Below are 12,233 nucleotides of genomic sequence, written 5' to 3' on the forward strand. Positions count from 1 at the left end.
CGCGTACGGCGGCACCCGGGGGAGGACTACCCGGCGGGCGGCGGGGCCACCGGATCGTCCGTGCTCTCCGCGTGCTCCACGGCCGCCAGGTCGGGCCGCCGGCCGGTCAGCAGCAGCCCGGCCAGGACCACGACGCCGATGCCGAGCCACACGAACCCCAGCCGCTGCGCCGCGATGTCGGCGTTCACCACCACGTACGCCAGGATCGCGAAGCCGATCGCGGGTGCGATCAGATGCCGCCAGAAGTCGCGGCTGCGCCGCCGGACCAGATAGTGCACGACCACGGACACGTGCAGCACCAGGAACGTCGTCAGGGCACCGAAGTTGACCAGGCTGCTCAGCAGGGTCACCCCGTCGTCGCGGGAGTTCATGTAGAGGCCCAGCGCCAGCGAGACGGCGGCCGTGAGCAGGGTCGCGTTCACCGGCACCCGGTGGCGCGGGTGCACCTTGGCCAGGAACGCGGGCAGTTGGCGGTCCCGGGCCATCGCGTACAGCAGGCGCGAGGTGGCGGCCTGCGCCACCAGCGAGTTGGCGAAGCCCCAGGCCACCGCGGTGGCGGCGGCGGTCAGGGTGGCCAGCCACTCGCCGGAGGCGACCCGGGCCGCGTCGTAGAAGGCGGTGCCGCCGGGATCGCCCTCGGTGAGCAGCCGGTCCGGTGCGGGCACCAGCAGCGACGCCAGCCAGGTCTGGACGATGAACAGGGCGCCCGCCAGCACCAGCGCCGCCACCATCGAACGGCCGATGGCGCGGGCCGAGTCCTTGTTCTCCTCGGCGAGCGTCGAGATGCCGTCGAAGCCGAGGAAGCTCAGCACGGCCACGGAGACGGCCCCGAACACCAGCGACCAGGAGAAGGTGTGCCCGTTGTAGACCGCCGTGAAGTCGAAGCCCCGACCCTTGCCCTGGGCCAGGGCGATCACGCCGATCACCAGGAAGACGGCCAGCACCACGAGTTCGGCGAGCAGCATCAGCTTGTTGACCCGCGCGGTCATCCGGATGCCGGTGTAGTTGACCGCGGTGTTGAGCAGCACGAAGCCCACCAGCCACAGCCATACGGGGACGGCCGGGACCAGCGAGTTCATGGCGATCCCGGCGATCAGGTACAGCAGGCCGGGCACCAGGACGTAGTCGAGGAGGATCATCCAGCCGGAGAGGAAGCCGACCGGGGCGGCGATCCCGCGGCCCGCGTAGGCGTAGACCGAGCCGGACATCGGGAACGCCTTCGCCATCTGCGCGTACGACAGGGCCGTGAACATCATCGCCACCATGCCGACCGCGTAGGTCAGGGCGACCATGCCGCCGGAGCTCTGGAAGACGCTGCCGAAGATCCCGAAGGGTGCGATGGGCACCATGAAGACCAGGCCGTAGACGAGCAGGTCCCGGAAGCTCAGCGAGCGGTGCAGTTCCTGCCGGTAGCCGTAGCTCTCCAGCGTGCCGGAAGCCGGTGGTTCGGACATGGCGTTCTCCTCACTGCGGGGTGCCCGCGCGTTGCGGGGAGAGCGTACGGCCACTTATTTCCAGATGGAAGTATCTCGACGGGGGAGGGTCGCGGAACCCCGGCGCCGAGGGCGGCGGGTCAGTGGCCCCGGGCGCGGAACGAGGCCACCACCCGCAGGTCGGGGCCGTCCGCGCGGGCCAGGTGCAGGGCGGGCCGTGGCGGTCCCTGCGGTGCGGCGCGCCACGCCTCGCGCGGGCCCGGCCCCCGCGCGGCCAGCAGGCGCCGTACGGCCGCGGGCAGAGCGGCGTCCGCCCGCAGCGCTCGGCGCGCGGCCAGCGCCGCGACCAGGTGCACGCCGTCGTAGAGGCCGCGCGCGTAGGAGTCCAGCACCGGAGCGGTCGGGCCGAGCAGGGCGCGGTGCCGCTCGGTCAGGGCGAGCGCGCGGTCGTCGGCCAGCGCGGCGAAGGAGTCCATGCAGGAGTACAGGGCGCCGGTGTCGTCGCCGCCACAGGCCAGCAGGCCGTTCTCCTCCAGCGCCCCGGACAGCCGCACCAGCCGGCGGTCGAGACCGCTGTGCCGCAGCCCCCGGTTGAACGCCACCAGATCCCGCCCGATCAGACTCACCAGGACCGCCTGGACCCGGTGCGCGCGCAGCTCCTCCACCAGCCGCCCCAGCGCCCGGTCCACCTGCCCCAGCGGCACCCGGTGCTCCAGCACCACCTGCGCGTGGCACCCGGCCGCGGCGTCGCGGGCGGCCCGGTGCACGGCCCGTGGCCAGATGTAGTCGTTGCCCACCAGCGCCCAGCGGCGCACCTGATGACGTACCGTCAAGTATCCGACGGCGTCGGTCAGTTGCTCCCGGGGTCCGACGCCGGTGCAGGCCACCCCCGCCAGCCGGGCACCTCCCTCGTGCGGCGGGGTGAAGACGTACGGCACCCGGCCGCTCACCACCGCCTCGACGGCCCGGTGGACATCGCTGGAGTGGAAACCGGCCACCGCGTCCACCGCCCCCGCGCCGACCAGTTCCGCGACCTGCCCGGCGACCGCCGCCGGGGCCCGGCCGCCGTCCACCAGCACCAGGTCCATCCGGTGTTCGGCACACGGAACGGCACGGTCCCGCACCCGGCGGACGCCCCGTCCCGACCCGGCGGGCCGGGCATCCGCCGGCCCCTCGGCCCGCCGCGCCCGCGCCGCCGTCCCACGGCCCCCGGGCGCGGCCGCGATCCCGCCCGCCGCGTTGATCTCGTGCGCCGCCAGCACGGCCGCGTCCAGCGCGGACGGTCCGATCAGGCCCAGCGCCCCGGACTGCGGCACCACCAGGCAGAGCCGGAACGCCGCCGCGTCACCCGGCGCGTACAGCGCGTCGAGCGGCTCGATCAGCCGCGCCTGGAGGTTCACGCCGTAGTCCACGCCGCGAGTATGCTCCAGGAAGCGGCGGACGGAGGAGGTGAGTGCGCGTGGGGAGCGTACGGCCGGATCCCGTCGCAGACACCGCACCGCCCCCGGCCCCCGCGGTGGCGTCCGCGCCGGGCCGCCCGGCGCCGCCCGGCTCTGTTGCCGCCCGCACCGGCGGGCCCCCGCTCGTGGAGATCCTCACCCTCGCCCAGCGGCGGCTCGTCCAGGGGCTGGCCGCCGTGCTCGGCGAGGAGCGCTGCACCGTCGACCAGTGGCGCGTCCTGCGCGCCCTCGCCGACGACGCGGGCCGCCCCATGGGCGAGCTGTCGCAAGGGCTGCTCATCCCGCACGCCTCCCTGACCCGCCTGGTGGACGCGCTCGCCGACGACGGCTGGGTCTACCGCCGGCAGTCCGACACCGACCGGCGCAGCATCCGCGTCCACCTCTCCCGGCGCGGCCGGGACCGGCTGACCCGCCTCGACGCGCTCGCCGCCGCCCACGAGTCGGCGCTGCGCGCCGCGGCCGGTGGCGACGGCGCGGGCGGCCTCGGCGCCCTGGTGGCCCATCTCGCGGCGGACCCCGGCGCCTGCGCCTGACACCGGCCGCCCGCTTCATCGGTCCCGCCAGCGGACGTTTCCGACGCCGACGTTTTCCGATGCGGGGGCTTGCGGCGCGGACGTTCTTCCGGCGCGGATGTGCTTTCGGCACGGATGTTCTTCCGGCACACATGTTTTTTCGGTCGGCCGTACGACGCCTCATACCAGAGCGGGACGCTCGGCGGGGGATTTTGGCGACTGCTCATCGCACATGATGCCTCGGTGACTACTGTGAGTGTCCGCCGGACGACGTAGAGGCGCTCTCCAGTGCCTGGCCGTCCGGCACAGCGATGGCGTACGCCCGCTCGCGTCTCCCGCGCGAGCGCACAGGCCCGACGGAATCCAGTACGAGGAACAGATGTCTCACCTCCGCGCACCGGCCGCCCGCGCAGATCGCCGCGAGGGCGGCGGACGGCACGGGCGGCCGGTGGCCCGCACCGTCCCCTCGCTGCCCGAGCCCCGCATACGGCCCCAACTGCTGCGGCTGGCCGTGCTGCCGCCCCTGGCGGTGGCGCTCGGCGCGGGCGCGGCCGTGCTCTTCACCGTGCGCTCCACCGGCGCCCGGCCCGGCCTCGCCCTGTGGGCGGTGCTCGCGGGGGCGCTGTCGGTCACGGTCGCGGGCATCGTGACCGCCGCCGTCGCCGCCGGGCGCGCGGCCGCCTCCGTGCACGAGCGGCTCGACGCGCTGCGCCGCGGCACCGCGCACCGCGAGGACGAACTGACCGCGCTCGTCGAGGCGTTGCGGCACGGCGAGACCCTGCCCCCGCGCACCCCGCCCGGCGGCGCGCCCGGTGACGCCGACGGGTTCGAGCTGCTCGCCGCCGACCTGGCCCGCGCCCACGAGGGGGCGGTCGACGCCGTCGTGCAGGCCGCCCGGCTCTCCGGCCGCGACGGCAGCGAGCAGAAGCTGGAGGTCTTCCTCAACCTCGCCCGGCGCCTCCAGTCCCTGGTGCACCGCGAGATCTCCATCCTCGACGAGCTGGAGAACGAGATCGAGGACCCCGACCTGCTCAAGGGCCTCTTCCACGTCGACCACCTCGCCACCCGCATCCGCCGCCACGCCGAGAACCTCGCCGTCCTCGGCGGCGCCGTCTCCCGGCGTCAGTGGAGCCACCCCGTCTCCATGACCGAGGTGCTGCGCTCGGCCATCGCGGAGGTCGAGCAGTACTCGCGGGTGAAGCTCGTCCCGCCCGTCGACGGCCGGCTGCGCGGCCACGCCGTCGCCGACGTCATCCATCTGCTGGCCGAACTCGTCGAGAACGCCACGGTGTTCTCCGCCCCGAACACCCAAGTGCTGCTGCGCGCGGGCCTGGTGACCTCGGGACTGGCCGTGGAGGTGGAGGACCGGGGCCTCGGCATGCCGGTCGGCGAACAGGTCCGGATGAACACCCTGCTCGCCGACCCGGACCAGGCCGACGTGGCCGGACTGCTCGCGGACGGCCGTATCGGGCTGTTCGTCGTCTCCCAACTGGCCAAGCGGCACGGCATCGACGTCCGGTTGCAGACCAACATCTACGGCGGCGTGCAGGCGGTGCTCGTGGTGCCGCAGGCGCTGCTCGGAGCGGAGCCCGGCACCGGGGCCGGTGCCGGAGCCGGAGCCGGGGCAAGGTCCGGAGCGGGGGCGGGAGCACGGGCCGGGGGAGCCGGTGCGGCCGGTGCCGCCCCCTACGCCGGTACCCAGGACTCGGCTAGGGACGGCGTCCCCGCCGCCCCCGCCGCCTCTGCCGGGTTCGGAACCCCCGCCGCCGACACTCCCGGCGCCCCCGACACCCCCGGCGCCCACCCGCAGGTCCCGGCGCGCGACGGCGGCGTACCGGCCCTGCCCGCCGTCCCCGTCCCGTCCGCCGGGGGCGGGGATCCCGGACCGGCCGGGGACGGCACCCACGCGGCCGCCGGGCCGTACGCCGAACCGGCCGTGCCCTCCCACCACCAGGAGCCCGCGCCCCTGCCGCGACGCGGTGACCGGGACGGACGGGCGAACCCGGCGGAGGCCGCCCCCGGCATCCGGCCGCACGACCGGGCCGCCGTGGCGGCGAACGCCGGTGTCCTGCCCGTGCCGCGCGTCGACGTGGTGCGCGGCGTCATGGAACCGCCCAGCCTGCCCCGGCGCCGCGCCCAGCAGCACATCGCGCCCCAGCTGCGCGGCGGCCCCGCGCCCCGCCAGGACAGCGACGACACCGTGGGCCACGATCCCGGTCTGATGGCCGCCTTCCAGCGCGGGATCGGGCTCGCCGAGGCCCGCCAGCGCCAGGACGCGTCCCCGGAGCCGGCCGAGGCCGCGCACCACGACGGGAGCACGCCCGCCGGATGACCCGCACGACCGCCCCCACCCGCCCGCACACCTCCGTCCCGACCCCCACTCGTCCCCCCGCCTGCGCCCCCAACTTCGGCGCGCCCCCGGACCTTCGTACCCCAAGGAGTCGATCCACCATGGCGAGCGATGCGCCGACCGGCCATGTTTCCGACCTCGACTGGCTGATGAGCGGCCTCGTGCAGCGCGTACCGCACACGACCAGCGCGGTCCTGCTGTCCTGCGACGGACTGGTGAAGTCCGTGCACGGCCTCGACCCCGACAGCGCCGACCACATGGCCGCGCTGGCCTCCGGCCTGTACTCCCTCGGCCGCAGCGCCGGTATCCGCTTCGGCGACGGCGGCGACGTGCGGCAGGTCGTCGTCGAACTCGACTCGACCCTGCTGTTCGTCAGCACCGCCGGTTCCGGCACCTGTCTCGCCGTGCTCGCGGGCCGCGAGGCCGACGCGGCGGTGCTCGGCTACGAGATGGCGATGCTGGTCAAGAGCGTCCGCCCGTACCTCGTGACCGCGCCCCGCCAGCACACCGCCGAACCCCCGGCGCTGCGGCCTTGAGCGCGGCGGTGACCGGCGACGGGCCCTGGCTCGACGACGCGGCCGGGCGGCTGGTGCGCCCTTTCACGGTCAGCAACGGCCGCACCCGGCCCACCATCGCCTTCGACCTGATGTCCCAGGTGATGGCGACCGGGGTGACGCCGCTGGGGTACCTCGGACCCGAGCACGGCGAGGCACTCGACCTGTGCCTGGCCCCGGTCTCGGTGGCCGAGGTGGCCGCCCACCTGAAGCTGCCCGCGGCGGTGGCCAAGGTGCTGCTGTCCGACCTCGTCGACTGCGGCGCCCTGACCACCAAACCGCCCGTCACCCCCCACCTTCCCACCGACCGGGCCCTACTGGAGGCAGTGCTCGATGGACTACGACGACAGCTCTGACCACGGCGACGGCCCCGCGGGCCACGACGGCGGCACGGCGACGCACCACCCGTACACAGGAGCCCCGCCGCCTCCCGCCGCCGACGACGGCCCCGCCGACCCCTTCCCCACCGCGCTGAAGATCCTGGTGGCGGGCGGGTTCGGCGTGGGCAAGACGACCTTCGTCGGCGCGGTGAGCGAGATCGCGCCGCTCAGCACGGAGGAACTGCTCACCACGGCCGGCGCCGACACCGACAGCCTCGACGGCATCGAGAACAAGGTCGAGACGACCGTCGCGATGGACTTCGGCCGGATCACCCTGGACGCGGAGCACGTCCTGTACCTGTTCGGCACCCCCGGGCAGGAGCGGTTCTGGTTCATGTGGGACGAGCTGTCGGAGGGCGCCCTCGGCGCGGTCATCCTCGCCGACACCCGCCGCCTGGGGGAGTGCTTCGCCGCCGTCGACTTCTTCGAGCAGCGCGGCCTCGCCTTCATCGTCGCCGTCAACGAGTTCGACGGCGCCCACCGCTACCGCCTGGACGACATCCGCTCCGCGCTCGACCTCGCCGAGGAGATCCCCGTGGTGCGCTGCGACGCCCGTATCTCCAGCTCCGGCGTCCAGACCCTGCTGACCCTCGTACGGCACCTCATCGCCCACGCGTCCGCACCGGAGGCCAGCCACGGCGCCCACCTGTGACCGCCCCGCCCGGCCGCGACCACGTCCCGGGCCCGGCCCCGCCGCTGTCCCGAACCGCCACGGAGCCCTGCCCCGAACCCGCCACGGAGCCCGTCCATGACACACGCCCACGACGCCGGAGCCCGGCGATGACCTACGACCCGCCGCGCCCGGCCGGTCGGCTGCTGCTCACCCCGGAGGACAGGGAGGCACCGGCCCGTGCCCGGCGGCTGCGCCGACTGGGCCTGGGCGAGCGCGCCGAACCGGCCCTCGACGCCTTCGCCGACCGGCTCGCCGGACGCACCCGGGCGCCGTACGCCATGGTCAACTTCCCTGGCGAGCACGGGCAGTTCTTCGCCGGACTGCACCGGCCGTCCCGGGACGTGCTGGACGTGGACGCCCCGGCACCGCACGGCCCGCCGCGCCCCGGCGCCCCGGCGGCCGGTGCGGGAGCGCACCGGGAACTGGGCCGCCGTCTGACGCGCGACCAGGGTTTCTGCCCGCACGTGCTGGTGCGCGGCAAGGCGCTGGTGCTGGAGGACGTCCGCGACTACCCGCGGTTCGCGGGCAACGCGGTGGTCGACGAGTTCGGCATCCGCTCCTACCTCGGCGCGCCGCTGGTGGACAGCGCGGGCATGGTGCTGGGCACGGTGTGCGTCGTCGACGTCGAGCCGCGGCCGTGGGGCCGGGAGGGGCTGGACACCATCAAGGCGGCGGCGGCCGAACTGAGCCGACGGCTGCGGCGCCGCGAGGCCGAGCGCGGCCCGGACGGCCCGAACGGCCCGGAGGGTCCGAACGGTCCAGAGAGGCTGGGTGGCCCGGACGGTGCGCCGCCGGGCTGAACCGGCCGGGGACCCGGGGGCACGGCCGTGTCGCGGGCCGTCTTCCGGACGGCGTGAAGGAAAGCTGTGGCCGTGGTTAAGAAATCCTCGATGGACCGGCGCACCCCGCGTACGGCAGATTGCCAGGTGATTCCACCCCCTCGTCCCGGATGCGGGTCCCTCCGGCGTGCGCCGGACCCGGACCGGGCTCGACCCACAGGAGCCGTAGCGTGAAGGCGCTGGTCAAGGAGAAGGCGGAGCCGGGGCTCTGGCTCACGGACGTGCCCGAGCCCGCCGTCGGACCCGGTGACGTACTGATCAAGGTCCTGCGGACCGGCATCTGCGGGACCGACCTGCACATCCGGGCGTGGGACGGCTGGGCGCAGCAGGCGATCCGCACCCCGCTCACGGTCGGCCACGAGTTCGTCGGCGAGGTCGTCGCCACCGGCCGCGACGTCACCGAGATCAAGACCGGCGACCGGGTCAGCGGCGAGGGCCACCTCGTGTGCGGCAAGTGCCGCAACTGCCTGGCCGGGCGCCGCCACCTCTGCCGCGCCACGGTCGGCCTGGGCGTGGGCCGCGACGGCGCGTTCGCCGAGTACGTCGCCCTGCCCGCCGGGAACGTGTGGGTGCACCGCGTCCCCGTCGACCTCGACATCGCCGCGATCTTCGACCCGTTCGGCAACGCCGTGCACACCGCGCTGTCCTTCCCGCTGGTCGGCGAGGACGTGCTGATCACCGGCGCCGGGCCGATCGGCCTGATGGCGGCGGCCGTCGCCAAGCACGCGGGCGCCCGCAACGTCGTCATCACCGACGTCAGCGAGGAGCGCCTCGAAATCGCCCGCAAGATAGGGGTCAGCCTCGCCCTCGACGTCCGCGGCGCCACCATCGCCGACGGGCAGCGCGTGCTCGGTCTGCGCGAGGGCTTCGACATCGGCCTGGAGATGTCCGGGCGGCCCGAGGCGATGCGCGACATGATCGCCAACATGACGCACGGCGGCCGGATCGCCATGCTCGGCCTGCCCGCCCAGGAGTTCCCGGTCGACTGGGCCCGGATCGTCACCTCGATGATCACCGTCAAGGGCATCTACGGCCGCGAGATGTTCGAGACCTGGTACGCCATGTCGGTGCTGCTGGAGGGCGGGCTCGACCTCGCCCCGGTGATCACCGGCCGGTACGGCTACGCCGACTTCGAGGCCGCCTTCGACGACGCCGCCGGAGGCCGGGGCGGCAAGGTCATCCTGGACTGGACCGCGTAGCCCGCACCCGCCACCGTGCCCTTCGCGTCGGCGCGGGCCGTCCTGCCGGTCCTGCGCCTTCGCAGCGGGCAGCCCTTCGCCTTCAGGCAAGCATCCGAGGAGCTTTCCCATGTTCGACTCCGTGCGTGACGATCTGCGCGCCACCCTCGACGAGATCCGTGCCGCCGGTCTGCACAAGCCCGAGCGGGTCATCGGCACCCCGCAGTCCGCGACCGTCGAGGTCACCGCGGGCGGCCGGCCCGGCGAGGTGCTCAACTTCTGCGCCAACAACTACCTGGGCCTCGCCGACCACCCCGAGGTCGTGGCCGCCGCCCACCAGGCCCTGGACCGCTGGGGCTACGGCATGGCGTCCGTGCGCTTCATCTGCGGCACGCAGGAGGTGCACAAGGAGCTGGAGGCCCGGCTGTCGGGCTTCCTCGGCCAGGAGGACACGATCCTCTACTCCTCCTGCTTCGACGCCAACGGCGGTGTCTTCGAGACCCTGCTCGGGGCCGAGGACGCGGTGATCTCCGACGCCCTCAACCACGCCTCCATCATCGACGGCATCCGCCTGTCCAAGGCCCGCCGCCTGCGCTACGCCAACCGCGACATGGCCGACCTGGAGGCACAGCTCAAGGCCGCCGGCGATGCCCGCCGCAGGCTGATCGTCACCGACGGCGTCTTCTCCATGGACGGCTACGTGGCGCCCCTGGCGGAGATCTGCGACCTCGCCGACCGCTACGACGCCATGGTGATGGTGGACGACTCGCACGCCGTCGGCTTCGTCGGCCCCGGCGGGCGCGGCACCCCCGAGCTGCACGGCGTCATGGACCGCGTCGACATCATCACCGGCACCCTCGGCAAGGCGCTCGGCGGCGCCTCCGGCGGCTATGTCGCCGCCCGCGCCGAGATCGTCGCCCTGCTGCGCCAGCGCTCCCGGCCGTACCTGTTCTCCAACACCCTCGCCCCGGTGATCGCGGCGGCCTCCCTGAAGGTCCTCGACCTGCTGGAGTCGGCCGACGACCTGCGCGTCCGGCTGGCCGAGAACACCAAGCTGTTCCGCTCCCGGATGACCGAGGCGGGCTTCGACGTGCTGCCCGGCGACCACGCCATCGCCCCGGTGATGATCGGCGACGCCGCCGAGGCGGCCCGGATGGCGGAACTGCTGCTGGAGCGCGGGGTGTACGTGATCGGCTTCTCCTACCCGGTGGTGCCGCAGGGCCAGGCCCGCATCCGCGTGCAGCTGTCCGCCGCGCACTCGACCGCCGACGTCAACCGCGCGGTCGACGCCTTCGTCGCCGCCCGTACCGAGCTGGACGGCTGACCTGCGGGGACACACCTGTCCCGCACTCCTGAGATAATCGGTTCCATGATCGAAGCGCGGCGGCTGCACATCCTCCGGGCAGTGGCCGACCACCGTACGGTGACGGCCGCGGCCGCCGCGCTCTACCTCACCCCCTCGGCGGTCTCCCAGCAGCTCACCGCGCTGGAGCAGGAGACGGGCCACCGGCTCGTGGAACGCGGCGCCAAGGGCGTACGGCTGACCCCGGCCGGTGAGATCCTGCTCAGCCACACCAACGCGGTCCTCGCCCAGCTGGAGCGCGCGGAGGCGGAGCTGGCGGCCTACGGCTCGGGGGAGGCCGGCACGGTCACCGTGGCCGCCTTCGCCACCGGCATCGCCGAGGTGGTCGCCCCGGCACTCGCCCGGCTGGCCGCGTCGGCGCCCGGCATCCGCATCCGCGTCCACGACGCCGAGGGCGACGCCAGCCTGCCGATGGTGCTGGACCGGCAGGTGGACGTCGCCGTCGCCGTCGAGTACCGGGGCGCGCCGTCCGCCGACGACCCGCGCCTGACCCACGTCCCGCTCTACGCCGAGCCCTTCGACGTGGTGGTCCCGGTCGCCCACCGGGTGGCGGACGCCCCCGAGGTCCCGCTCGCCGAGCTGGCCAAGGACGCGTGGATCAGCCCGTATCCGGGCAACCCCTGCCATGACGTGTCGGTGCTGGCCTGCGAGAACGCGGGCTTCCCGCCGCGTATCGAACATTCGTCCGATGACTTCCGCGCGGTCGTGGCCCTCGCCGCCGCCGACGCGGGCGTGGCCCTCGTCCCGCGCTCCGCGCTGCGCGGCATGGACCTCACGGGCGTGGTCGTGCGCCCGGTCGACGGGGTCGCGCCCACCCGGCGCGTCTTCGCCGCGGTGCGCCGGGGCGCGGAGGAGCACCCGCTGATCCGGCCGGTGCTGGACGCGCTGCACGCGGCGGCGCGTTCCTGAGGGCGGGACAGGGCGGGACAGGGCGGGACAGGGCAGGACCGGGTGGGACGGGGGCGGCATCGGGCGGGACGGGCGCTGAGCGGGCCGAGCGCTGGGCGGGCCGAGCGCGCCCGGGGCGGGTGGCTGTCAGTGGGTGCCGCTAGCGTGCGGGGCATGCCGGATGCAGAAGACGTACGCCGTATCGCCCTGTCCCTGCCGGACACGACGGAGAAGACGGCCTGGAGCATGCCCACGTTCCGGGTCGCGGGCAAGATGTTCGCCACGCTGCCCGAGGAGGAGACCTCCGTCGCCGTGCGCTGCCCCAAGGAGGAGCGCGCCGAACTGGTCCTGGCCGAGCCGGGGAAGTTCTGGATCGCCGGTCACGAGGCGCAGTTCGCCTGGGTGAGGGTGCGGCTGGCCGCGCTGGAGGACGAGGCCGAGCTGCGCGACATCCTCGCGGACTCCTGGCGCCAGGCCGCCCCGGGCCGGCTCCTGGAGGCCCATCCGGAGCTGGGGCTGCCCGCCGCCCCCTGAAGAGCCCGCCTCCGAATGACCCGCCTTCGAAGGACCGGCCTTCGAAGATCCCCTCCCTGAAAATCCCGC

General features: G+C 74.4%; 12 protein-coding genes. 10 read left to right on the forward strand and 2 right to left on the reverse strand.

Going from position 1 to position 12,233, the window contains the following annotated elements:
• Positions 1-26: 26 nt before the first annotated feature.
• Together ACWDYF_RS01945 and ACWDYF_RS01950 are read right to left on the reverse strand one after the other, a co-directional pair.
• Positions 27-1,454 carry an APC family permease gene (locus ACWDYF_RS01945; protein ID WP_018566788.1) on the reverse strand — a complete coding sequence of 476 codons (1,428 nt, stop codon included), beginning with the start codon at positions 1,452-1,454 and terminating at the stop codon, positions 27-29.
• Between the two features lie 119 nt (positions 1,455-1,573).
• A complete protein-coding gene (locus tag ACWDYF_RS01950; RefSeq protein ID WP_389463401.1) occupies positions 1,574-2,845 on the reverse strand; it encodes an ABC transporter substrate-binding protein in 1,272 nt (423 codons plus the stop codon).
• 47 nt (positions 2,846-2,892) lie between these two features.
• Here ACWDYF_RS01950 and ACWDYF_RS01955 point away from each other — a divergent pair, with 47 nt between their 5' ends.
• From ACWDYF_RS01955 to ACWDYF_RS02000, 10 genes are all read left to right on the forward strand, one after another.
• Positions 2,893-3,426, forward strand: coding sequence for a MarR family winged helix-turn-helix transcriptional regulator (locus tag ACWDYF_RS01955; protein WP_389463403.1), 534 nt, complete (start codon positions 2,893-2,895; stop codon positions 3,424-3,426).
• A 358-nt stretch (positions 3,427-3,784) separates the two neighbouring features.
• The gene (locus ACWDYF_RS01960) at positions 3,785-5,737 is read left to right on the forward strand and encodes a sensor histidine kinase (protein ID WP_389463406.1); all 1,953 of its coding nucleotides are present in this window, start codon (positions 3,785-3,787) and stop codon (positions 5,735-5,737) included.
• A 119-nt stretch (positions 5,738-5,856) separates the two neighbouring features.
• Positions 5,857-6,291 (forward strand): roadblock/LC7 domain-containing protein, encoded by a 435-nt coding sequence (locus ACWDYF_RS01965; RefSeq protein ID WP_018566784.1) that lies wholly within the window; start codon positions 5,857-5,859, stop codon positions 6,289-6,291.
• Positions 6,288-6,665 (forward strand): DUF742 domain-containing protein, encoded by a 378-nt coding sequence (locus ACWDYF_RS01970; protein WP_381739227.1) that lies wholly within the window; start codon positions 6,288-6,290, stop codon positions 6,663-6,665. Before ACWDYF_RS01965 ends, ACWDYF_RS01970 begins: the two co-directional genes overlap by 4 nt.
• On the forward strand, positions 6,643-7,341 hold the full coding sequence (locus ACWDYF_RS01975) for a GTP-binding protein (RefSeq protein WP_381739225.1): 699 nt from the start codon (positions 6,643-6,645) through the stop codon (positions 7,339-7,341). The genes ACWDYF_RS01970 and ACWDYF_RS01975 overlap by 23 nt, the downstream gene beginning before the upstream one ends.
• A 128-nt stretch (positions 7,342-7,469) precedes the next feature.
• Positions 7,470-8,162 carry a GAF domain-containing protein gene (locus ACWDYF_RS01980; RefSeq protein ID WP_389463412.1) on the forward strand — a complete coding sequence of 231 codons (693 nt, stop codon included), beginning with the start codon at positions 7,470-7,472 and terminating at the stop codon, positions 8,160-8,162.
• A gap of 209 nt (positions 8,163-8,371) precedes the next feature.
• Positions 8,372-9,400, forward strand: a complete 1,029-nt coding sequence (gene tdh, locus ACWDYF_RS01985; RefSeq protein ID WP_389463414.1) for an L-threonine 3-dehydrogenase — start codon at positions 8,372-8,374, stop codon at positions 9,398-9,400.
• A 109-nt stretch (positions 9,401-9,509) separates the two neighbouring features.
• On the forward strand, positions 9,510-10,703 hold the full coding sequence (locus tag ACWDYF_RS01990; RefSeq protein WP_381739220.1) for a glycine C-acetyltransferase: 1,194 nt from the start codon (positions 9,510-9,512) through the stop codon (positions 10,701-10,703).
• 45 nt (positions 10,704-10,748) lie between these two features.
• Positions 10,749-11,651: a LysR family transcriptional regulator gene (locus ACWDYF_RS01995; RefSeq protein WP_018566778.1), complete on the forward strand. Its 903-nt coding sequence runs from the start codon at positions 10,749-10,751 to the stop codon at positions 11,649-11,651.
• Positions 11,652-11,804: 153 nt separating this feature from the next.
• Entirely contained in the window at positions 11,805-12,164 is a 360-nt protein-coding gene (locus ACWDYF_RS02000; RefSeq protein ID WP_064536385.1) for an MmcQ/YjbR family DNA-binding protein, read from the forward strand.
• The last annotated feature ends 69 nt before the right edge of the window (positions 12,165-12,233 follow it).

It is taken from the genome of Streptomyces sp. NPDC003284 (genome assembly GCF_053589675.1).